Here is a 22,593-nt window from a genome sequence, read left to right as displayed (position 1 = left end):
GACGAGCAGCGGTCCGTCGTTCCGGTACGCGGCCGAGCGGGGTGTTCTCCGCAGGCTGCGGGTGGCCCGCCCGTTCTCCCCGGCGGGGCCAGGCCGGGACCAGGGAGCAGCAGCCGTGGGGAGGGTCAGATGCCGGCGTAGGAGTGCAGCCCCGAGATGACCAGATTCACCAGGTAGTAGTCCACGAACAGGGCGCTGAAGGCCAGCAGCGAGATCGCCGCGGCCCGCCGCCCACGCCATCCGGCCGTCGCGCGGGCGTGCAGGTAGGCGGCGTAGCAGACCCAGGTGATGAACGACCACGTCTCCTTGGGGTCCCACCCCCAGTAGCGGCCCCATGCTGATTCCGCCCAGATCGCCCCGGCAATGATCGCGAAGGTCCAGATCGGGAACGCGAACGCGATGACCCGGTAGGACAGGGTGTCGAGCGCCGCCGACGACGGCAGGCGCATGACGATGCCGCCCCGGCGCTGCATGGCCTGGCTCGCGTCAGCCCGTCCGGCCGCGACCTCGGCCAGCCGATTTTCCCAACGCTCCTTGACGAGGAACAACACCGTGGTCACGGCGGAGACCAGGAACACCCCGCTGGCGACGATCGCACCGACCACATGGATCTTGAGCCAGTACGAGTTGAGCGCGGGCACCAGCGGTCCCGCTGCGACATAGAGCACAGTGCCGGCGAAACCGAGCGAGAGCACGACCGGCAGCATGACGAAGACGCCCAGCCACCGGACCGGCTGCCGGATCATCAGGGCGAGAAACGTCGTGACCGCGATCAGGCAGATCATCGACGAGAACTCGTACATGTTGCCCCAGGGCACCCGGTCCGCCGCGAGGCCACGAGTGATGACGGACCCCAGGTGCAGCGTCCAGCCGACGACCGTCAGCGCGACGGCGATCCGCCCGATCCACCGGGCACGCGCGGGAACCGCCACGTCGCCGTCGTTACCGGCGGCCAGCGTGTGCGCGGCGTTCGCCCGCCGCCGGACAGCCTCGATCTCCCGGGCCCGGGCCGCAGCGAGGGCCACGGCGGCGGGGTCGGACGGGTCGATCGGGGTCGCGGCCCCGTCGGTCGGGCCGGCCGCCTCGGCGGGATCGGCGGCGCCGCCGATCCCGCCGGCCGCCGCCCCGATCAGCGCTGCCGGCAGCCCGGCCCCCTGCCGTGCCGGGACGGCCGCCGCCTCCTGAGCCACGTCGTGGCGCAGGCCGAGCCGGCTGAACGCGAACTCGGCCGCGTAGCCGAGCATCGCCGTGGCGTACACCGCCTCGCCGCTGCCAAACAGATGATCGGAAAGGCTGGCTACGCCCTCGTTGACCGCCATCAGTGCTCCCGTTCGCTGGCACTCGACGCGGCATCGCCGGCTGCGGTGCCACCCGGTTCGGTACTACTGGGTTCGGTACTGCCCGGCTCGGTACTGGCTGGTTCGGTACTGGCTGGTTCGGCGCCGCTCGATTCCGAGGCGGTCGGCACGGACCGGTCGGTGCCCGCGGGCCCGGTGGCCTCGCGGACCAGGGTCGTGAGCTGGGCCAGCTCGACGGCGAACCCGTCGGCGTCGGAGCGGGACAGCCCACCGATCTCCACCGTGCACCCACCGGCGGCCGCTGGCCGGGCCCGCACCCATACCCGGCGGCGGCGCACCCGAAGACTCGCGATCAGCCCGACGATGATGAGGACCGCGAAGAGCAACGCCTCACCCTTGAACGGGTCGGACTTGACCTGGAAGGTGGCGAACTCGGCTACGCGGTCGGCCTCGAGGCTCATCCCGCCGGGTAGCCCGGTAAGGGTGCGCTGCCGCGGGTTGTCGAGGGCCAGGACCTGCGCGGTGCGCTCGCTGCCCGCCGGACCCGTCATCGTGATCTGGCGCAGGTCGCGGGTGTCGACCGTGTAGACGTTCTGTGGAATGCCCTCGTTGAGATGGAGGTTGCCGACGAATCCCGTGATCGTCAGACCGGGCGCGCGGGCGGCGGGGAACGCGGAGACGTATCCCTGGGTCGGGTCGAGGCGGGTGGTCGGCGTGAACACGCCGCTGAAGGCCAGCTGCTGGGGCTCCTTGCGGACGCCCAGCGCGGGCAGTCCGGTGTCGGGGATCTTGACGGTGCAGGTTGAGGTGAACATGCCGTCCCGCGGGGTACACGGCACGTTCGCCTCCCAGACGACCTTGCGTGCGGCGTCGCGAAGCACGAAGTGCGGGGCGAATCCATGCCCGATGAGGTAAATCTTGGCGTTGCCGATCACCAGCGGATGGTTGACGCGGATGGTCGCCTTGCGGGTCGGGGCGTTCAGCGCGGCGGCATACGTGACGTCGGCGCGGAAGTCGGACGGCTGGCCGCTTGGCTGGAACGTGGCGTTGAACCGGTCCAGCGTGAGCGAGAACGGACGCAGCTTCGCGGTGTCGACGCGCTGACCAGCGTTGAACTGGTCATAGGAGATGATCGTGTTCGCGAACCCGCTCCCGGAAACGACGAGCACGGTCCCGGAGTATCCGTACCAGGAACCGAAGCCCACCGCGGCGAGCAGCCCCACCAGGGCAATGTGGAAGACGAGGTTGCCGGTCTCGCGCAGGTACCCCTTCTCCGCGGCGACGGAGTGGTCGGCAGTCCCCTTCGCGTCGTGGGCCTCCCCAGCTGTGGCCGTGGCCCGGAAGCGCCGTCGGCGCAGCGCCTGCCGGGCAGCCGCCATCGCGTCGGCGGACTCCATCGGACTCGTCCAGGCGCTGCCGCCGGGCAGCCGGCCGGGCCGGGCCGGGGCCTTCGGCGGCGCGGTGAACAGCGCCCTGGCATGCCAGCGGATCCGGGACGACAGGCAGCCAATCAGGGAGATGAACAGCAGCAGGTAGATCGCCGCGAACCAGGGCGCGGCGAAGACGTCAAACCCGGAGAACCGGTCGAGCAGCGGACCGAGGGTGGGGTGGTCGGCGCGGTACTGCTCTACCCGCATCGGGTTGATGGCGCGTTGCGGCAGCAGCGATCCGGGCACGGCAGCCAGGGCCAGCAGGAACAGCAGCAGCAGCGCGGTGCGCATGCTGGTGAGCTGACGCCAGGACCGGACGGCGAGGGCAAGGGCCGGATGCCGGGTGAACCGGCCACCGGCGCCGGGAGCGCGCCCCGGTCCGCCGGTCGGCGTACCGGGGTCGTCGGACGACGGACCGGCCGCGCTGTCCGGCGGATCGAACGCCTCGGGGGCGGCGGCGCGGGCGTCGGCGTGCCCCTCGGGCAGACGGCGCGCGCTGGCCGCCGCGTCGGAGTCGAATCCCGCGGACTCGACGGCGGAATCGAGGTCGGACTTCTCAAGGTCGGACTCGACCTCGACGGTGTCGATGGGTTCGACGTCGACGGACCCGGCGGCGAGTGGCGCGGGATCGACGGCGAGTGCTGCGGGATCGACGGTTCCGGACGCAGGCGCGAGCCGGGCGTTCGAACGGGTTGAGGAGGTCACAGCGGCGTCTCCGAGAAGCCGGGGGCGTAGGGCCGTAGGTTCGCAACCAGGTCGGCCCACTCCCCCGTGAGTTGAAGCACTCCGACCGTGACGAGCAGCATGCCGCCGAGCAGGGTCAGGATGCGGGTATGCCGTCGCAGCACCCGCAGGGCGCCGACGGCACGTCGGAAAGCCAGTCCGACGGCGAGGAACGGCAGCCCGAGCCCGAGGCAGTACACCGCGGAGAGGAACGCTCCCCGCTGCGCCGTCGCGCTCGTCACCGCCAGCCCCAGGACGGCCGACAACGTCGGGCCGAGGCAAGGCGTCCAGCCGATTCCGAAGAGCACCCCCAGCACGGGCGCGCCGAGCAGGCCGGGCGCCGGCAACCGGTGGATGCGCCACTCCCTGTTCGCCCAGGACAGCCGGGAGAACACGCCGGCGAACGCGAGTCCCATCACAATGGTGACAACCCCGAGAAGCTGGCTGACGCCGACCTGATGGCGGGTGAGCCACTGCCCGAGCCCACCGAACGCCGCGCCGTAGGACACGAAGACCGCGGTGAAGCCGAGCACGAACAGACCCGTGCCCGCGGCGACCCGCCCACCCGCGCGCAGCCGGTACAGCCGCGGCCCGGGCGACCCGGTCCCCTCGTCGTCCCGGGCGAGGGCACCGGAGACCGCCGCCCCGCCGGCCACCGCCATGCCCGGCACCGCCGGCACCGCTACGGACACCGCCGGCATCGCCGGTGCCCGGCCCGGCAGCCCGCCCGGGGTGGCGGCAACTCGCCTCGAACGATCCTGAAGCTCCGCCCCGGACAGGCCGGTGACGAAGCTGAGATAGCCCGGCACCAGCGGAAGGACGCAGGGGGAGAGAAAAGAGAGCAGTCCCGCCGCGGCGGCGACCGGCGCGGCGAGCAGGACCGGCCCGTCGGTGATGAGCCCGACCACGCTCACCGCGGGTCCTCCGCCCCGGGCAAACGGTGCCCGCTCACGCCTCGGCCTGCAGACGGCTCAACGCGGGCTTCAGGTCGTCGGGCAGCACACCACCGGTGAACCGGGCCGCGATCCGCCCGTTCTGGTCGAGCACGAACGTCGACGGGAGGCCCGGAGCGACCGGCCAGCCCGCGGCGAGGGTGCCCAGCTTGTCGACGATGCTCGGGTAGGACCTGCCGAAGTCCTGCGTGAAGGCCTTCGCACCGGAGACGGTGTCCTTCTCGTTGACACCGAGGAACGCCACCGTGGGGTTGTCCTTGGCCAGCTGGACCAGGCCTGGCGTCTCCGCGCGGCAGGGAGCGCACCACGAGGCCCAGAAATTGATCACAACGATCTTCCCTCGGTAGGACGAGAGGTCGAGGGAGGTCCCGTCGAGAGTCTTACCGGACAGGGGGGGTGCTGGATGCCGGTTTCCGGGGGCGGCGAAGTCCTGCCCGGCCGCCTGCTGGACGAAGCCGTAGCCCCCACCACCGGTGGCGTCGACCGAGTTCGCCCCGGGGGAGCAGGCGGCCAGCAGCCCGGCCGCCGCGAGCGCCACGGCGGCCAAGGCGATGCGTCCCGCCCGGCGGACACGGCGGGCCGACCAGGCCCGGCGCGTCCGCCGCATCGGGGCAATGCCTGTCACCGGCGGGTCCGACCTGTCATCCGACGCGGACCGCCATCCCTTCTCCGCCACGCGAACCAGTATGTGCCCTGCCCCTTCCCACCCGGGAACCTGTCTACGACCAACTGTAGAACTCAACTCAGGGTAGGTGGAGGGGCCGCGAGACGCGCATGGGCTTCTCGACGAAGGACACCTGTGGGCTTCATCTGCCAGGCGGGCACCGTTCCGCCGCCTCACCGGCCGCCGGCCACCGGCGGGACCGGGAGCGGACGGTAACCGCGGATCTGAAAACGGGCCGTGACGGTGGCGCTCCCGGGGAAGGCGGTTTCGGCCCGTCGGCGCAGCTGGTCGGGCGCCCGGTGATGGCCGGTCGGGCCCATCAGAGCCAGGTCGACGATCTGCTCGGTGTTCAGCGTGAGCGGAACGTCAACGTGCTCGACGATGATCGGCTCGAACCGTCCGGTGGTCCGTTCGTCGAGCCGGTCGCTCTTGCCCGCCTGTATCCCGACGAGTCCGAGCGGGCCGTACAGCTCGGCGAGATGGCCCGGCCCGGGGGTGACGACGATGAGCAGCCCGTCGGGGCGCAGCACCCGGTGCATCTGGGCCAGGTTGCGCGGCGCGAAGACGTCGAGGAGCACGGCGACGGCGTGGTCGGCCACCGGCCAGGGGGCTGCGACGTCGAAGGAGACCGCGCCGATCCGGGGATGGGCACGCGCCGCGCGACGCAGGGCGTACTTGGAGACGTCGACGGCGAGGCCGACGGCGTCCGGTCGCGCACCGACCACGCCGGCCAGATGGTGCCCGGTCCCGGCACCGATGTCGAGGATCACCCGACCGGGCGGCCCGAATGGCCCGGATAGCCCGGATGGCCCCCCGGGGACGGGATGCGCGATCTGGGCCAGCCGGGCGGTGAGCGGCCCGTAGTGGCCACCACCGAGGAAGGACTCCCGCGCGGCGACCATGACGGCACTGTCGCCGACGACCCGCCGAGTCCGGCCGGTGCGCAGGTTGACATAGCCGCCGCGGCCGACGTCGAAGTCGTGCCCGGCGGGACAGCGCAGGGATCTGTCCGCCGGGTGCAGCGCGTGGCCGCACACGGGGCAGCGCAGAAACGGCAGCACGGCCCGCAGGGCCGCGAGGGCCGGCGGGGCAGCGACGGCCGGCGGGGCAGCGACGGCCGGCGCCGGTGACTCGGGACCGGTGGAGTTCGTCAGGCGCCGACCGATCCAGGCGTGTTCGCGGTCGGCCCGTTCGGCTCCGCGTACTCGACGCCGACGAGCTCGGAGTCCCGGTAGACGGCCGTGGTGACGCTCGCCAGCCCGCACTGCCGCCGGTCGGGACGGTGCCAGAGGGGCACTCTCTCCAGGGCACGCCGAGCCGTCCAGACCGGAAGCTGGTGGCTGACGAGCACGACGTGCCGACCGGGGTGGGCGTCGCGCCATTCCACGACGGCCACGAGCATCCGCGCGGCGATCTCGTCGTACGGTTCGCCCCAGGATGGGCGGAACGGATTGAGTAGCAGGCGCCACAGGGCGGGGTACCGGACCACCGCCGGGCCGGCCTCGAACGTTCTGCCCTCGAAGGCGTTGCGGCTTTCGATCAGCCGCGGGTCGACCTGGACGGCGAGTGCGTGCGCCGCGGCGATGGGCGCAGCGGTCTGCTGGGCACGATCCAGCGGACTCGCGACCACGGCCGCGACGTCCAGCTCCGCGAGGAACTCGGCGGTGACCTTCGCCTGCTGCTGGCCCTTGTCGGACAACCGGAACCCCGGCAGCCGGCCGTAGAGGATCTTCTCCGGGTTGAAGACCTCGCCGTGGCGGACCAGATGCACCCGGGTCAACGAAGTCGGCTCCGTCATGCCCGCCCCTCGGGAGAGGCGGAGACGGTCACCGGTTCGGGTACCGCCGCGGCGGCACGTGCGGCCGCCGGTGCCGCCGCGGCGATCCGCTCCACCGTCTCGTCGTCATGCGCGGCCGAGACGAACCACGCCTCGAACGCCGACGGCGGCAGGTAGATCCCGGCGTCGAGCATGCTGTGGAAGAACGCCGCGTACCGGGCGGTGTTCTGCGCCTGGGCGCCGGCGTAGTCGACCACGGTGGCGGCGTCGGTGAAGAAGAAGCTGAACAGCGATCCGGCGCTGCTCGGCAGGTGGGCCACGCCCTCCTCGGTCAACGCGGTTGAGACGATCCCGGCCACGTCGGCGGCGCGGGTGTCGACGGTGGCGTAGACCTCATCGGTGCAGGCCCGCAGGGTGGCGAGTCCGGCGGCGACGGCAATCGGGTTACCCGACAGCGTGCCCGCCTGGTACACCGGGCCGGCGGGTGCGAGCCTGGCCATCACGTCCGCCCGCCCGCCGAAGGCCGCCGCCGGCAGCCCGCCGCCCATCACCTTGCCGAAGGTGAACAGGTCCGGCGACCAGTCCTCGATCGCGCCCTCGTTGCCCCACCAGCCGGCGCGTGAGATGCGGAACCCGGTCATCACCTCGTCGAGAATGAGCAGCGCGCCGTGGATGTCGCACAGCCGGCGCAACCCGGCGTTGAAGCCGGGCAGCGGCGGGACGACCCCCATGTTGGCGGCGGCGGCCTCCGTGATGACCGCCGCGATCGTCTCACCGCGCTCGACGAAGACCGCCTCGACCAGCGCGAGATCGTTGTAGGGCAGAACGATGGTGTCCGCGGTGGCGGCGCCGGTGACTCCCGGGGTGTCCGGCAACCCGAGGGTCGCCACTCCGGAACCGGCGGAGGCGAGCAGCGCGTCAACGTGCCCGTGGTAGCAGCCGGCGAACTTGATGATGGTCGACCGGCCGGTGAAACCCCGGGCCAGTCGCACGGCGCTCATCGTCGCCTCGGTGCCGGAGTTGACCAGGCGCACCTTCTCGACCGGGCCGACCCGGTCGACGATCAGCTCCGCGAGCTCCACCTCCCCCGGTGTGGGGGTGCCGAAGCTGGTGCCGACCGAGACGGCGCGCGACACCGCCTCGACGACGGCCGGATGGGCATGCCCGAGGATCATCGGCCCCCACGAGCACACCAGGTCGATGTAGGTACGCCCGTCCGCATCGGTCAGATAGGGGCCGTTGCCCGCCACCATGAAGCGCGGCGTGCCGCCGACGGCACGGAAGGCTCGGACCGGAGAATTGACCCCACCGGGAACAACACGCTCGGCGCGCCGGAAAAGCTCCTCGGATGCCGGCGCGGCAGACGGAACCACCATGCCCACGATCCTCGCAGGTCGGCTCCGCCTCCCGCGCCCCGCGTGTCCGGTGGCACGCCGCGTCCTCCTCCCCGGTCCATGCTCCGCGTTGACCCACCCGCCACCATCGCTGGAAGCCATCGCTGGAAGCCATCGCTGGAAGCCATCGCTGGAAGCCATCGCTGGAAGCCGCCGGTGGACGGGGGTCTGCCCCGGCCGCCCACCGACGGCGGCTCGTGCGCCCGGTCCTCCCCGGACACCCGCGGCCGTCGGTCGGCCGCTGTCCCTCCCAGGCCCCGGCGTTCGGCGATCCACCGCCGGTCGGCCCGATCTCGATGGGCGAGGACTACCGCGAGGGCTACAAGGAAGACGACGACGTTGTCCCGATGGTTGTCCTGGTGGTTGTCCTGGTGGTTGTCCTGGTGCTGCTTGCCCTAATGGTGCCCGGTACGCCGCCCACACGACCCACTCCAGTCAATGATCATTAGGGATCATTGAGGCAAGCCTGGCCCACGCCGGACGGATTCCGTCTCGGGACGGCCGCGGGATGAGGAGCTTCTCGCCGAGGCAGGTAATACTCGCCCGTGGGCCCGTCTGATAACCTCAGAATTCGCGGCACGCCGTCTTCGGGGTACTACACGTCAGATCTTCGGGGGACACTCGACGTGGCAGAGACGCAGTCCGTTAACCAGCGTGTACTGAACAGCCCGAGTGATCATTAGTCGAAATTCGTTGGCGGCCTCACCCGCAAGGACCGGCGAGGTCGTATAGTAGGAATTGTAGAGTGCTGCCAGATCCAGTAGATAGCGGACGAGAATGGCCGGGCTATCCTCGCCTGTTGCTCTGGTAATCTTGCTAGGCAACTCCTGCAACCTGAGAATGAGCTGCGCCTCTTGGTCGCTGACCTCGAAATGTGTCAGGTCAACCAGACTCGGCACGGGCTTGCCCCATTTCCGTAGGATTGCCCGTGCGCGGCATGCGGTGTAGACAACATACGGTCCTCCTGACTTCTCGAAGGCCGTCAAGGTCGGAGAAAGATCTCCGCGAGCCATGGCGACAGTCGTCTTCATGTCCTGCTTGAGGTCGTTGAAGACGAGCGAGCCGACCGCCAACTGCTGGGCGGCGACGGAGAGTTCCTCCTCCGTCATCGTGCCGCGCTCCGCAGACCTCTTCCAAAAGTGCTCGAATGACATTTTCAGTAGATCGTTTACTCCGGCGACGCTGTCTCGGCTTGAGAGCTTCCGGCCAGTCTTCTCATCGACGTAGAAGCCAAAGTAGATGTGTCGGAGGTCCAGTTCGTCACGGCTTGCGATGCCCAGGACCTCGACAGCTTGAAAGAGCCGCGCGAAATGGACGCGCTGCTCTTGGCCCACGACATAGTAGATGCCGGACGGGTCGAAGATATCACGGCGGAGCTTGATGGCTCCGACGTCGCGTGTCGCGTAGATGCTCCGGCCGTCCGACCTGCGGACCACGAACCGCTCGTTTCCTGGAAGAGGAACGACGATGGCTCCGAGATCCTTCCGGGCGAATTCCACAGTCCGGTCGCGAACGGCGGAGGTGATCTCACCGGCAGACATGGCCTGCTCGATCTTGGCGATTTCCTCGCGCAGGCGACTCTCCGTGAACTCGAATGCCCGGCCGTCGCGCAGAGCGGTCTCGATCACCTCATTACCGGCCTGGAAGTAAAAGCTTTCACCGATCGTGAAGTCGATGTGGATGTCGAGTGCTTCATAGAAAGAACGGAAATCTGCAAGGCTCCAGTCCACCATCTTGGACCAGAGTTCCACCTCCTCGGAGTCTCCGCCCTCCAGCCTCGCAAAGCGGGCATCCGACGCCTCCACGTAACCCTTGAACGCAGACTCAAGCGCATCCTTGCTGTCCACGCCCGGGAAATAGCGCTGGAGCACGGCGGCGTCCGATTCGCTGGCGCCGCCCAGCCCTCCGCCGGAGGCAACCACCCTCTCCAGCGCGCGGCGGATGGCGTAGATCTCCAGCAGGCGATCGTTCTCGGTCATGGCTGCGGGAAACATATCGCCGAAACGGCGAAACCCCTCCAGCATGAAACCGAATCCGCCGAAGTCATTGATGTGGTTCAACCGGTATACGAGCGCACCGCATGCTTGGTGTAGATTGCCGAGCACATGCCCAATGATAGTTGATCGGACGTGTCCGGCGTGAAGCTTCTTCGCGACGTTCGGCGACGAGTATTCGATGATGAGGGTCCGCCTGGCGGCACTGTCGTTCTCGCCGAATCTATCGCCAAGGCTGTTGATCCCCTGGACGGCCTGCGCCAGCCAGTTATCGGACAGCGTGAGATTGATGTAGATGCCTTTGGCGGTGGCCTCGGAAATTACCTTCTTGAGCTCCTCGACCTGCAGGGCCTCGATGGCCCGCGGAATGTAGGTCCTAACGAACTCTTTCGCGCCCGCCTCTTTAAGGAGCATCGGCATCTTAACCGTCACGTCGGCGCCGAACTTCTCTCGGGAGATCAACTCGATCTCCGCCGTGAGATCGGAACGCGCAAACTTCTCCTGCAATGCTTGCGTGACGATCGCACTTAGCCTTGCCAGCGGATAGTCGCGTGACGAAGGAAAGGCCGCGGGGCGAGACCCGCGAACCCGGTCGCGGAGATCTTCGATATCACGCCTACGCGTGGAGGTCACCTGGGCAAGCATATTCACGGCCCAGAGTTTATCAGGGCGGCATAGATTGGCTGGTGGAGGCGGTGTTTGCCCGTTCCTCATGTTGGGCGTTGGGCTTCGTGCGGACGATTTCGTGGCGGTTCGTCGGCACGGTGGCCGGGCTGGCACAGCCGATCCGAGCCCTCAGTCGGAGCATCGCTCGGCCCCGGTCCGCCAGCGCCCTGTCCGACCCGGGCGAGGACGAGTGCAGCGGCTGGGCCAGCACGCAGCCGACGAGGCCCCGGCGGTGTTGGTTCAGGCCGCGGGCCGGGACGGTGCCGATGGAACTTCCACCACCCCTCCCCCAAGCGACCCAGTCGACGCAGGTTTTCACGCTCCGTGAAAGTGGCGGACGTCACACCAGTCGAGGCTTCTGATCGTTTCCAGACTCGCTCGGACGTCCGTACCCCTCCGCGCCCCCGAACCGGCGATCGGCACAATGCGGCCGTTCCGATCCCCACAGCCCGCCGTCTGTAGGGATCGCGCGACGTTGGCCATCCCGGGGCCTGGTGAGAGGTGTACGGGATCTCGGTGGCCGCCGATCTGGTCGGGATGGACCCGCAGAGCCTGCGTCTGTACGAGCGGCGCGGGCTGCTGGAGCCGGCCCGCACCGACGGCGGGACCCGCCGCTACAGCAGCGACGACCTGGCCCGGCTTCAACGGATCGGGCATCTATCTGCGATCCCTAGACCGTTGTAGGAAACGGATCTACTTGGCCACTCCGAGCTGGCAGGTCGCGGTTGTTGGCCAGCGCCAGCGCCCCGGCTGGCCACCGTAGTTGGCCAGCCGGGGCACGCCTAGGATGATCGGCCATGGCCGAGTCTGCCCCGAACTATCTGACGACCGTCGCGGCGGCGTATGACGGCGTGGCCGAGGTGTATGCCGAGCTATTCGCCGACGTGCTCGACCGCCAGCCGCTGGAGCGTGCGCTGCTGTCCGCGTTCGCCGACCTCACGCGCCCCCTGCCCGGCCCGGTCGCCGACCTCGGCTGCGGGCCCGGCTATGCGACGGCCCACCTGCACCGCTTGGGGCTGGACGTGTTCGGCGTGGACCTGTCACCGAAGATGATCGCTATCGCTCGACGCTCACATCCACAGCTGCGTTTCGAGGTGGGCACGATGACCGCGCTGGACCTGCCGGACGGCATCCTCAGCGGCGCCCTGTGCCGCTACTCGCTCATCCACACCCCGCCCGCCGACATCCCCGCCATCCTCGCCGAGATCTACCGCCTCCTTGCACCCGGCGGCCACCTGCTCCTCGGCTTTCTGGCCACCGACGAGCCCGCGGCCGGGGTGCACGCCTATGACCACCGGGTCACCGGCGCGTACCGCTGGCCGCCCGACCACCTCACCGAGCTGGCACGGCAGGCAGGACTGGTCGAGGTCGCCCAGCTGGTACGAGCACCGACGGACGAAGAACGAGGCCGACAGGCCCAGCTACTGGCCCGCCGCCCCCAGCAGACGTAGGCCTCCACCGGATTACGCCCGTACCGGCACCGAGACCACCTCACATCCGAAACAGCCCATCCTCAGGCAACCGGCCCCCTCGCCGTCGCTCGGCGCGGCCAGAGGAGGGGCCGACGGGCAGCGTCTACTTGGCCATTTTTGGCGATCCAGGAGGCGGCGGAGGCGCTGTTCGTCGTGATGCAGAACCTGGTGTCAGGTGAACCGATCGGCGAGGTCGCGCAGTCTGCGTGCCGCGGCGAGGACGTCCTGAACATCACCGCCGCCTGGCAGGATCGCTGACTCCTCCATCCTGGTCGCGTAGCGCAGGTAGCGGTCTCGCGCGTAGTCCCGGCACGGCAGGCAGGTGACACGTTCGGGATGGGTGGAGGTCGAGGCATACGAGACCTGCGTGCCGCATCCCGTCCGCACCGCGTGAGGTGCGTCGCCGACGAGCCCGAACACTGATGCCGTCACCGCGCGCAGATCGGCGCTGGCGTTCGGCACGGCCCACTCGACATGTACATGCGGGTCGTCCACGCTGCCCCTCCTTCGAACCCATCGTCCCATCGGGCCCGCCGGTTCGTCGCTGTCTGCGGGCAGACCTGCGATGTCTGCGTGGCCGTACGGTGGAACCCGTGATCCTCCCCAAGGAGCGGGACCCCCGGTTCATCACGGTTCGCCGTGGGGGCACGCTCACGGACTCCGATCATCAGCTCCTGGCCGTGTGGGCGGCAGCCTGCGCAGAACACGTTCTGTACCTCTTCGAGTCGGTGCAGCCGTCGGACCCCCGGCCCCGCCATGCGATCGAGCAGATTCGAGCCTGGTCGCGAGGCGAGATCACGATGTCCCAGTCCCGCTCGGCAGGCGGCCATGCCATGGCCGCCGCCAGGGTGATGAGCGGAGCGGCTCGTCACGCGGCGTTCGCCGCCGGTCAGGCCGGGGTGGTCGCCCATGTCGCCGCACACGAACTCGGTGCCGCGGCCTACGCGATCAAGGCCGCGCGGGCGGCGGCGCCCGCGGGCGAAGCTGAGGCCGCCGCACGGCTTGAGTGCCGTTGGCAGCGAGAACAGCTCCCGGACGCGATTCGCGAACTGGTTCTGGACGATCAGCGACTGCGCAACGACATCTGCTGGTCAGTGTTCGACGGCTGACACTGCTGCGACCGTCGTGGCCTGTCTGAGGACGGGATGCGGCGAGGTGGAACATCAGCGGTTCGATGCGGAACCGGCCCTCGGCCGGGGCGGCGAGTTCCTCCTCGACGACGTCGGACGTTAACCCGGTTCATCACGAATGCCCGTGGCGTCGCGCCCCAGGAACAGTCATGACGGAGTGGGTCAGGAGGGTGTCCTCCCCGGATTCCGAGTGCGGTCGAGGAGATCAAGGATGGGCAGGAGGGTGTGGGCGAGGTGTTCGCCGTGCGGGGTGAGCATGAGGTGTTCTTGATCGTCGGTGTGCAGCAGTGCGGCGCCGACGGTGTGTTCAAGGTGGTGGATCTGCCGTCTGAGGGCGTCGGTGCGGATGCCGAGGGCGCGGGCGGCGTCGCGGAGGTGGGCGTGGCCGGGGGTGGCGAGCAGTCTGCGGACACGCTGTTCGGCGCCTCGGCCGTCGAGGACGGTCCAGGTCAGCGGGGTGAACGCGTCGGGTCCTCCGTGCGGGGCCAGGGGGTGGGTGTGGGCGGCGGTGCCGCGGCGGGTGGGGATGCCGAGGGCGCGTGCTCGGGCGCTGACGTCGGTGCCATGGATGCCGAGCTCGGCGGCGATGTCGGCGAAGTGTCGTCGCTTGACTTCGTATTGCTCGCGTAGCCAGGCGGGATCGACCGCGGCGAGGATCGCGCGCCCGGACAGCTGGGTGGGCTCCGTGATGGTCGGGGGCTGGACAGTGTGGGGCGGTTCGATGGGGGTGGGGCGGGGTCGGTGGGCCCAGAGTTCCCGGCGGTGCACGCGGGTGGGGTCGAGGCCGGGCCAGGTGATGCCGGTGATCCAGTCGAAGGGCGGTTCCCAGGTGACAGGTTCGTCGATCCTGCCGCGGCGCAGGATGTGTGCGGCGCGGTCGTGCAGATAAGCGATCGCGCCAGGCGGTCTCGTCGAAGTCAGGCTGGCGCAGGCGTCGCCATCGCCGGCGGCGGGCGTAATCGATGGGGGCGCCGTGGGTGTCGAAGGCGACGGCGTGCAGGTCGTCGAGGCGCTGCGCGACACCCGCCGGCCGGGCGACGGTGCCAGGATGGCTGCGGCCGAGCTCGGCGAGCAGATTGTCTACGTGACGTTGCGCGGTGACGATCGGACCATCGGGACGCAGCGCGACCGCGTCGGTGTCGGCGGGTGGGGCCGTGCAGGCGGGCGGCTGGCGTCCGCGCGGGTGCGACGGGAGCGGCAGGCCGGTGGTGTCGCACCGTCCCGGGGTCGCGGGGCGGCTGGTCGAGGGCGGGGCGGTGAGCCCGGCCGCAGGCGAGGCAGGTGTCGACGAGCAGAAGATGATGACGGGTGCAGGCGAAGGTCCAGGGCAGCCGCCAGGCCAGCATCCACCGCCCGCCGTTGCCGGCGAGGCACCGGGGGCAGAACCGTGATCCTTTGAGCTGGTTCCACCAGCGGGGCGGCCGGGGCCGTCCGGTCGGCCGGATACCGCCGAGTAGGCCGGTGTCGTCGTAGCGGGCGAGGGTCATCGCGGTGAGAGTCTGTGGCCGAAGGCCAGTGACGGTGGCGAGCGCGGCGCGTTCGACGGGGTCGAGCCGGTAGGTCCAGGGCCGGTGGCCGAGCTTCTCGGTGCTCGGCTGACCTGCCAGGCCCGCGAGGGTGAGGATGTCGGAGACCTCGGCGTGCAGCAGGCGGGCGTAGGCGTGCAGGTAGCTGTCGAGGTCCTCACCGGGCAGCGGGGCCAGCCGGATCGGGATGCTGTCGACCACCGGCTTATCCCGCCGCCGGCAGCGCCGGCTCGGCGCGTGGGGTGCTGGCGGGTCGGCTGGTCAGCCGGCGGTGGGTGAAGGCGGCGTGCAGTTCCTGGCGGGCGGCTTCGGCGGCGTCGTTGCGGACCTGGTCGAGCAAGGCGGGAGTGAGCCGTTCCTGGCCGGTGCGGACCGCGCGGCGGCAGCCGCGGGCGATGAGCGTCATCAGCGAGGCGAAGTGGCCGGTGCTGCGGGCGAACAGGTAGTCCGACAGCTCGTCGGCGACCATCCCCGGATGGCCCTCGGCGAGGATCAGGTTCTTCTCGATCGCTAGTAGCAGCCGCCGCCAGGTGCGCCGGCCCGGCTCGGTCTCGATCTCGAACGGGTCGACGGACAGCGTCGTCCACCGGCGGCCGTTCTGCGCGAGCTCCTCCTCGGACGGGCCGAGTCCCTCGGCGAGCAGGCCGCGGCGGATGATCCCGACACCGACGTAGAGGAACGTGACCGGGAAGGTGTTCGCCAAATATTTGAAATGGTTCGCCACATCGCGGCCGTCGGCGCGCCGCGGGTCGAGGAAGTGGACGTCATCGATCACGATCAGCCGGGTGTCGCAGGCCAGGACCGCATCGGCGGCCTTGTGGCCGAGGTGCTCGGCGTTGCCCCGCTCCGAGCCGGGCAGGTGGAAGAACCGGCAGAGCATCGTGTTGAACGTGCGTTTCGTCGTCGACGAGGTCAGGCAGACGTGCGCGACCGGGACCCGCTCATGGCCGCCGGTGGTCGTCGGCCCGTAGCGGGCCAGCTGGCGCTGGTGGAAGCCGCGGGCGAACGTCTGCGCGACCGTGGACTTCCCCAGCCCGGGGAACGCGTCGATGACCGCGGCGCCTTTGACCTTGTCGCCGTCCTGCCGGTTGGCCTCGACGATGTCATCGAGGTCGTCGTGGACAGCCCGCATCTGCGGGGTGCGGATCGGGCCGAGGTTGGCGTGCCAGACCGTGCGCTGCTCGTCGTAGTCCGCCCGCGCCGTCGCCGACAGCGCCGCCAGGCCGGCGCGGTCCAACGCTTCGGGGCGTGGCCGGTCCGGGGCGGTCACGAACGTCGTCCATCCCTGTTTCGTCGACAGGCTGTAGGCGCGTTCGCCGCCGTCCGGCGGTGCGGTCACACGATCTCCATCGCGTCGGCGTAGAAGTCGTCTTCGCCAGGGAACGGGGCGGCGAGCTCGTCGTCGCGGTCGTCATCGCCCGCCGTCTCCTCGGCCGAACGGTCCTGGTCGGGCGGGACGACCGGCGACGGGGCGGGTTCGTCCGGGACGGCCGTGTCGCCGACGAGACGCAGCCGGCGTTCGGACAGACGCACCGCCATGCGCCGCTCGGCCCGGTTGCCGGCCAGGCCCGCGTCCCAGCGTTCCAACAGCCGGGCCAGCGCCCGGCGGGTGTCGGGGAACCGGTCGGTCGCGGTGGCGAGCTGGCGAGCGTAGGCGAGCGCGTCGGCGCTGAACGGCCCGCCCAGGGCGTCGGCGTGCTCCCAGCGCAGCACATGCCAGCGCTGGTCGGCCGGGTCCTGGAAGTAGACCCGGCTGACGTCATCGGCATAGACCCGGATCGGCCACTTGCCCGCGTGGACGCCAGTGTGCGGGCTGGTCCGGTTGCGGTAGGGCGACAGAGCTGGCCCGTCGTAGCGCAGCCCGCCGATCTCCACCCCGTAGTGCTGGATCGTGCGCCACTCGACCGCCAGGAAATCAAAGACCAGGTCCGCCCGCGCGGGCACCTGGAGATGACCGGCCCGCGCCACCCCGTGGGCGAACATCTCCAACGGCGACACCGCCAGCCCCGGCACCTCCGGGACCACGAGCCCGCCGTGGGCCTGGCGGTGGTAGCAGTCCGCGACCCACTGACGGATGAGCTCTTCGAGCTCGTCGAGGAAGTAGAACGCCTGCTCCTCGACATCGGCGCCCCGGTGGTGGACGTCCGGGCCCTTGTAGCCGGGAAGCGCGACGAGTAGCTGCTCGCGCAGCGTGCGGAAGAACCGCTCGACCGCGGCCTTGTCGGTGGCCTGCGCGACCCGCGCCGGCTGCACCGAGATCCCCAGCCGCTGGCAGACCGACAGCAGATGCTCCGACAGGTAGATCCGGCCATGATCGACCACCAGGGTCTCCGCGGCCACCGACGGCAACAGCGGAGCGCCGGCGGCGTCGACGAGCCGCTCGACATCGACCACCACCCGTCCCGGAACACCGTGATAGGGCGGGCGGACATCCACCCAGCCCGCCGCCGGCTCCGGCAGCGGACGGACCGACTCGAACAGCACCGCCGCGGCGTCGACCGCCTTCGTTGACACCGGGGTCAGCCGCAGCCCGGTGATGCACCGGTCGTAGCGGTCCATCGCGACCGTCAGCTCCGCCTGCACCCAGCGCAGCGTCACCCGCTCCATCGCGAACACGTCCAACCTGGTCGTGTCCACCAGCAGGTACTCACCCGGCCGGTGCGCCCGCAGCTTCCCGTAAGGCGCCACCGGGCGGCCCGCGATCTCGCGGCGGGCCTTCGCCCCACCGAACGCGCTGGTGCCACGGCTCAGCTCCCGCAGCAGGGCCCGCGCCCGGGTCCGACCCGGCAGGGGCACCACCCCCGGGCCGTGCTCCTGCTCAAGCCGAGCCTCGATCGCCGCGAGGACCAGATCCTGAGTCGGCGTGCTCGCGTGGCTGAACTCGGCGAGCACGCCCCGCGCCGTATCCACCCAGCGGCCATCCACCACGCTCAGCGCTGTCTGTCGCCGCCGCCACCGCTCGTCGACCAGCCCCGCCGGAACCCCGTGCGGACCTCCTGCACGTGCCCGACCCGTTCGGCCAGCGCCTCGCGGCCAGCCGCGTTCAAGCCCGCCAGATCCGCGCCCACGCCCTCCACCGCGTCGACCGGGACGTCGGTGAGCAGCCGGGTGCTGGGATGCGCCAGCAGATGGGCCAGCCCGACCTGCCGGACCCCGCCGCCGACGTCGGTGAGCAGCACCGAGCCCGCCGTCAGCTCGGTCACCGTCCACCACCGGCCGTCATGCGCCAACCGGCTACCGACCGCCACGTCCACCCGAGCCTGCGCCATCACAGCGCGGCCTCCAGCGCGCTGTCGTCGCTCAGCCGGCGGTGCAGGTCCGTCGACAGCCTTCCCTGCCACAGCAGCGTCAGTGCTGCGGCCTTGACCTGCCCCGCCGGGCTCTCCCGCGTGGCGCGGCCGACGAGCGAACCGATCGTGTCACCGGGCCGGAACGCCGCGACGACGGCATCCGTCAACGCGCCGGGCAGCAGACCCGGCCGGCGATAGCCAGCCAGAAACCGCAGGTTCGCGAGATAGACCGCCTCGGCGCCACTCCAGATCTCATACGCCCAGCCGTGCGACCGCGCCACGACGCCCGGCCACCGCAGCGCCTCAGCGACCACCGGGTCCTCCAGCCGAGACACCGGCTTCACGTTCACCAGCCGCGCCGCCCCATCCGCATGCACCAGCAGGAAATCCGGCACGTGCCGGCGGGCCCGGCCACCGACCGTCGCCCGCAGCAGGAACGGCTGCGCCGCGATCCCGACCACCTCCGTGTCGAAGTCCGCGACCAGCAGCCGCGCCAACTCCAACCGGCTCTCGTAGACGACATGACCGCCCGTCGTCGCAGACCAGTACCAACCAGGAAAATGCGACTGCCCTCGCACGCTCCGGACCGTCCGCCAGGGCACAGCCGCCATCACCAGCGCTGCCGTAACGTTCCGTATCGGGCGCTCGACCTCGCCCTCCGCCGTGCGCAACAACACGACCGGCTCAGGCAGGTCCTCCCCGTCCGCGCCGGCCGAACCCGAAACTCGCTTCTGCGCGACCGATTCACCATCGATGTCCGAAAGGTAAGCCGCCAGGACGCCGGGACCGTCCCAACGCCTCACAGGGCACACCTCGGACCACACCCACGACCCCAGAGAACAAGACAATCAGCGAGTTCCTACAGATCGAAACGACGATTATCCGAGGCTGGCACCCCGCGAACCATTCAGCCGGAGAGCCGACGATCTCGCGCCGACCTTCCGCACCCGCGACGGCGGCAGAATCGCTCCGGACCGGCATCACCCGACGTCTCCCGCAGATTGGCCAACTACCACGGCCAGCGGCCATCTACTGGCCAACCATCACGGTGAGTGGCCATCTGTCCGCGATCCCTACAGATCCCTAGACCGTCATACGCGTACCCGACCACCCCAACGGACCCCCATCGGCGTACCCGCTAATTGGGTACGTCTGAGGCGGCGCATCGGTGCAGCTCAGCGAGCATCTGGCACGTACCCGGGTAGGCCAAGAGTAGGCCAAGAGTCATGCCATTACTGGCATCCTATCTAATCATGGTCACGAGCGGGAGTGGTCGGCAGAATGCACGCGCTTGGCAGAATCGGATAGTGCGGTTAGCGTTTATTTGCCGAATTCCCCCGCCTGTTCTGTGAGGTGCCGTGGTCGATCCGTCCCGCCTCCGCCGACTCGCACGACGGGCCAGCGCAGACCGGGGACGGGCCGCCGCAGACCGGCCCGGCGGACACGGGCGGAAACGGCCCCACGGCGGTGCCCGACGCCGGCGGACCGACGTCCCGCGCCACGAGACCGGCGTAACTGGCTGAACGCCTGAGGGAGGCCAGCCCGTACCCGGCTGGCGACCGGGGGCACGCCCTCCGACGTCAACAGAAAGCTGACGGATGCGGGTGTCGGCTACCGCTAGTCCCGGCACCCGCACGACCGGCCGGCGGAAAGGCGCCGGGCCGATCACCCGTCGGCCCTTTCTATCGAACTATTCCACCCGGCTGGCGACCCCAGTCCCGTTGGCCCTGGTCCCGTTGTAGCTGGTCCCGGCCCTGACGACCATGGTCCCGGCGCCACTGGTCCTGGCTACCGCCGCTCTGGCGGCTGTCGTCGTGGCGTCGCTCGTCCTCGCGGCCCTGGTCCTGCCGCCCGATGCCCCGACCGCCCTTGTTCCAGCCGTTCCAGTCGTTCCGCTTCCAGCCGTCCGTGGCGTGCCAATGGTTGACACTCCGCACGGGAACGCGGTCGTCGGCCCAGGCGCTTGAAGCCGCCGGTCCCACCGTCACACAGACTGCCGACACGGCGGACAGGGAGGCGACCACCGCTTTCCTCTTCAGGGATCTTGTCATGATTCTCCCGTCATCAAAAATATCGATCGACTACTTGCGATGGGAAGACTAGCCGTACGCACCGGCGCCTGGCTGGATTGCGCCCGGCGTGTTCGCGCCAGAGATGGCCGGAAGCATTTGGCGGCAGATCACATGTGATTCTCGTGTGTTTTTCATGAAGCCTTTCTGTGATTCTTAGAAAACCCTGAAGACGGGAGCCAAAATTCGATGGACAAAGTACATCAACGCCACATCCCGCGGATCGTTGTCGAGACCCGGATTAGTCTGGCGAACGGCGACGGTTACGAAGTACCTCCGCCGACGATCGTTGTCACGATCGGCGGAAGCAGCCCGGCGCCGACCGACGCCGACGCTTGGCCGACCGGCGGGGGGTGCCGGCAGCGCCGGCCGCGATGGCCCGCATGGGCATGAACGCGGTGGTCAGCGTCTATGGCGACCTCAGTCGGAAACCATGATCCGAATCATGCGGATCGGGCCACACTCCCCGGGAGGCTACCGGGCGCGAGGTCGCGTAGGATTCACCCTGTGTCGAGGACACATGCCACGGCCGAGACGCCGGCCAGCCAGATGATGATGCACATGCCGTCCGGCCTCTTCCGCGCGTCTTGACAGACTGACCGATGAGGCCCTGACGGAGCCTCGTCGGTGAGGCTGCTACCGGGGCGGAAGGACTCACACCAGATGGGCCGCTACTTCGTGACGACGGCGATTCCGTACGTCAACGGCAAGCCGCACGTAGGTCACGCTCTCGAACTGATCGAGACCGATGCGTACGCACGTCATCTTCGTCAGCGCGGCCACGAGGTCCGGTTCCAGACCGGCACCGACGACAACGCCCTGAAGAACGTCCAGGCGGCCGAGGCCGAGGGGATTACACCCGCCGAGTACGTCGAGCGGGTCGCCACCGGGTTCGTGGGCCTTCGCGGTCCGTTGGGCCTCTCGTTCGACGATTTCATCAAGACGAGCACGGACCCCCGTCATCGGCCGGGAGTCGAGAAGCTGTGGTCGGCCTGCGCCGACCGCGGGGACTTCTACCGCAAGACCTACGCCGGTCTGTATTGCGTGGGATGCGAGCTGTTCTACCAGCCCGACGAGCTGGTGGACGGCCGCTGTCCGGAACACGGGACCGTTCCCGACCTGGTGGAGGAGAGCAACTGGTTCTTCCGGTTGGGCCGCTATCAGGACCAGCTCCACGCGCTCATCTCCACCGACCGGCTGCGCATCGAGCCCGCCGCCCGCAAGCGGGAGGTGCTGTCCTTCATCGAGGCCGGTCTGGAGGACTTCAGCGCGTCGCGGAGCATGAGCCGGGCCCGCGGCTGGGGTATTCCGGTCCCCGGCGACCCCGAGCAGGTCATCTACGTGTGGTTCGACGCGCTCGGGAACTACATCACCGCCCCCGGGTACGGCAACGACGACGACAGCTTCCAGTACTGGTGGAACGACGCCGACAGGCGAGTGCACGTCATCGGCAAGGGCATCATCCGCTTTCACGCCGTCTACTGGCCGGCGATGCTGCTCTCGGCCGGGGTGCGCCTGCCCGACACCATCTTCGTGCACGAGTATCTCACCGCCGACAGCATGAAGATCAGCAAGTCGGCTGGCAACGCCGAGGATCCCGCCGACATCGTCGCCGCCTTCAACACCGACGCGCTGCGGTGGTGGATGCTGCGCGACGTCGCCCGAGCCGGCGACACCGACTACACGACCGAACGGCTCGTGACCCGCGCGAACGAAGACCTCGCCAACAACATCGGCAACCTGGTCAACCGGACCGTGTCGATGGTGAAGCGGTACCGGGACGGGCTCATTCCCCCACTCGCCCTCGACAATCCCGCGGCCGCCAAGCTGCGGGCAGTGCGCGACGAGACCCCCCGGACGATCGACGACGCCTTCGCCGCCTTCGACTTCCGCCGGGCGGCCGAGGTCATCACGAGGATCGGCGACGAGGGTAACCGCTACGTGGAGGCTGCCCGGCCCTGGGAGCTCGCGAAGGCGGAGCGCAAGGAGGGAGCGTCGCGCGACGCCCTCGACGCAGTCCTCGCCGAACTGGTCGCCACGTGCCGGGAGCTGGCGGAGCACCTCGCGCCCTTCCTGCCTGACTCGGCACCGCGCATCGCCGCGCAGTGCGGCGACGGCGGGTCGCGGGTCGCGGGTCCCAGCCCGGTGTTCCCGCGCCTGGAGGCCCCGCCGGCCGAACCGGCCACGACCTGACCGACGCCGTGGAA

The 22,593-nt window shown here is 69.8% G+C and carries 19 protein-coding genes and 1 pseudogene; 5 read left to right on the top strand and 15 right to left on the bottom strand.

The genetic code is table 11. The features are described 5' to 3' along the window. Positions 1–125 precede the first annotated feature (125 nt). The 7 genes from ccsB to hemL form a co-directional block, all read right to left on the bottom strand. Positions 126–1,319, bottom strand: a complete 1,194-nt coding sequence (ccsB, locus tag BMG523DRAFT_RS00150; protein ID WP_011434973.1) for a c-type cytochrome biogenesis protein CcsB — start codon at positions 1,317–1,319, stop codon at positions 126–128. Then, positions 1,319–3,019, bottom strand: coding sequence for a cytochrome c biogenesis protein ResB (locus BMG523DRAFT_RS00145; protein ID WP_235462783.1), 1,701 nt, complete (start codon positions 3,017–3,019; stop codon positions 1,319–1,321). Before BMG523DRAFT_RS00145 ends, ccsB begins: the two co-directional genes overlap by 1 nt. Positions 3,020–3,429: 410 nt before the next feature. Further along, a complete protein-coding gene (locus BMG523DRAFT_RS00140; protein ID WP_011434971.1) occupies positions 3,430–4,365 on the bottom strand; it encodes a cytochrome c biogenesis CcdA family protein in 936 nt (311 codons plus the stop codon). 34 nt (positions 4,366–4,399) lie between these two features. Beyond that, the gene (locus tag BMG523DRAFT_RS00135; RefSeq protein ID WP_023839805.1) at positions 4,400–5,011 is read right to left on the bottom strand and encodes a TlpA disulfide reductase family protein; all 612 of its coding nucleotides are present in this window, start codon (positions 5,009–5,011) and stop codon (positions 4,400–4,402) included. Between the two features lie 230 nt (positions 5,012–5,241). Further along, the gene (locus tag BMG523DRAFT_RS00130) at positions 5,242–6,129 is read right to left on the bottom strand and encodes a putative RNA methyltransferase (protein WP_235462768.1); all 888 of its coding nucleotides are present in this window, start codon (positions 6,127–6,129) and stop codon (positions 5,242–5,244) included. Positions 6,130–6,218: 89 nt separating this feature from the next. Then, positions 6,219–6,866 carry a histidine phosphatase family protein gene (locus BMG523DRAFT_RS00125; RefSeq protein ID WP_011434968.1) on the bottom strand — a complete coding sequence of 216 codons (648 nt, stop codon included), beginning with the start codon at positions 6,864–6,866 and terminating at the stop codon, positions 6,219–6,221. Next, on the bottom strand, positions 6,863–8,221 hold the full coding sequence (gene hemL, locus BMG523DRAFT_RS00120) for a glutamate-1-semialdehyde 2,1-aminomutase (protein ID WP_011434967.1): 1,359 nt from the start codon (positions 8,219–8,221) through the stop codon (positions 6,863–6,865). The genes BMG523DRAFT_RS00125 and hemL overlap by 4 nt, the downstream gene beginning before the upstream one ends. Positions 8,222–8,436: 215 nt before the next feature. Here hemL and BMG523DRAFT_RS00115 point away from each other — a divergent pair, with 215 nt between their 5' ends. Continuing rightward, on the top strand, positions 8,437–8,688 hold the full coding sequence (locus BMG523DRAFT_RS00115; RefSeq protein ID WP_035729516.1) for a hypothetical protein: 252 nt from the start codon (positions 8,437–8,439) through the stop codon (positions 8,686–8,688). Between the two features lie 153 nt (positions 8,689–8,841). On the opposite strand, the gene argS is transcribed toward BMG523DRAFT_RS00115, so the two are convergent. Further along, a complete protein-coding gene (gene argS, locus BMG523DRAFT_RS00110) occupies positions 8,842–10,878 on the bottom strand; it encodes an arginine--tRNA ligase (protein ID WP_023839808.1) in 2,037 nt (678 codons plus the stop codon). Between the two features lie 522 nt (positions 10,879–11,400). Here argS and BMG523DRAFT_RS00105 point away from each other — a divergent pair. Further along, positions 11,401–11,559, top strand: a pseudogene (locus tag BMG523DRAFT_RS00105) (MerR family transcriptional regulator); the annotation flags it as partial. A gap of 137 nt (positions 11,560–11,696) precedes the next feature. After that, positions 11,697–12,350: a class I SAM-dependent methyltransferase gene (locus BMG523DRAFT_RS00100; RefSeq protein WP_011434963.1), complete on the top strand. Its 654-nt coding sequence runs from the start codon at positions 11,697–11,699 to the stop codon at positions 12,348–12,350. Between the two features lie 192 nt (positions 12,351–12,542). Here BMG523DRAFT_RS00100 and BMG523DRAFT_RS00095 read toward each other — a convergent pair whose 3' ends face one another. After that, entirely contained in the window at positions 12,543–12,866 is a 324-nt protein-coding gene (locus BMG523DRAFT_RS00095) for a hypothetical protein (RefSeq protein ID WP_023839810.1), read from the bottom strand. Between the two features lie 98 nt (positions 12,867–12,964). Here BMG523DRAFT_RS00095 and BMG523DRAFT_RS00090 point away from each other — a divergent pair, with 98 nt between their 5' ends. Continuing rightward, on the top strand, positions 12,965–13,480 hold the full coding sequence (locus tag BMG523DRAFT_RS00090) for a putative immunity protein (RefSeq protein ID WP_023839811.1): 516 nt from the start codon (positions 12,965–12,967) through the stop codon (positions 13,478–13,480). A gap of 183 nt (positions 13,481–13,663) precedes the next feature. On the opposite strand, the gene BMG523DRAFT_RS00085 is transcribed toward BMG523DRAFT_RS00090, so the two are convergent. The 6 genes from BMG523DRAFT_RS00085 to BMG523DRAFT_RS00065 are packed head-to-tail and all read right to left on the bottom strand — an operon-like array spanning position 13,664 to position 19,120. Then, positions 13,664–14,524 carry a LysR family transcriptional regulator gene (locus BMG523DRAFT_RS00085; RefSeq protein WP_043590053.1) on the bottom strand — a complete coding sequence of 287 codons (861 nt, stop codon included), beginning with the start codon at positions 14,522–14,524 and terminating at the stop codon, positions 13,664–13,666. Continuing rightward, a complete protein-coding gene (locus BMG523DRAFT_RS22380) occupies positions 14,419–15,228 on the bottom strand; it encodes a TniQ family protein (RefSeq protein ID WP_083494687.1) in 810 nt (269 codons plus the stop codon). The genes BMG523DRAFT_RS00085 and BMG523DRAFT_RS22380 overlap by 106 nt, the downstream gene beginning before the upstream one ends. 4 nt (positions 15,229–15,232) lie before the next feature. Next, positions 15,233–16,366 (bottom strand): ATP-binding protein, encoded by a 1,134-nt coding sequence (locus BMG523DRAFT_RS00080; RefSeq protein ID WP_043590052.1) that lies wholly within the window; start codon positions 16,364–16,366, stop codon positions 15,233–15,235. Continuing rightward, a complete protein-coding gene (locus BMG523DRAFT_RS00075; RefSeq protein WP_051623723.1) occupies positions 16,363–17,937 on the bottom strand; it encodes a Mu transposase C-terminal domain-containing protein in 1,575 nt (524 codons plus the stop codon). The genes BMG523DRAFT_RS00080 and BMG523DRAFT_RS00075 overlap by 4 nt, the downstream gene beginning before the upstream one ends. 20 nt (positions 17,938–17,957) lie before the next feature. Beyond that, the gene (locus BMG523DRAFT_RS25765; RefSeq protein WP_133057013.1) at positions 17,958–18,296 is read right to left on the bottom strand and encodes a hypothetical protein; all 339 of its coding nucleotides are present in this window, start codon (positions 18,294–18,296) and stop codon (positions 17,958–17,960) included. Continuing rightward, positions 18,296–19,120, bottom strand: a complete 825-nt coding sequence (locus BMG523DRAFT_RS00065; RefSeq protein ID WP_051623717.1) for a TnsA-like heteromeric transposase endonuclease subunit — start codon at positions 19,118–19,120, stop codon at positions 18,296–18,298. The genes BMG523DRAFT_RS25765 and BMG523DRAFT_RS00065 overlap by 1 nt, the downstream gene beginning before the upstream one ends. Before the next feature lie 1,929 nt (positions 19,121–21,049). On the opposite strand from BMG523DRAFT_RS00065, the gene BMG523DRAFT_RS00055 reads away from it, so the two are divergent. Next, entirely contained in the window at positions 21,050–22,579 is a 1,530-nt protein-coding gene (locus tag BMG523DRAFT_RS00055) for a methionine--tRNA ligase (RefSeq protein WP_023839818.1), read from the top strand. Positions 22,580–22,593: the final 14 nt, after the last annotated feature.

The sequence above is a fragment of the Frankia sp. BMG5.23 genome (assembly GCF_000685765.2).
GTDB lineage: Bacteria > Actinomycetota > Actinomycetes > Frankiales > Frankiaceae > Frankia > Frankia casuarinae.
Note: the sequence above shows the minus strand (reverse complement) of the source record. Positions and strands in the feature narration are given on the sequence as shown.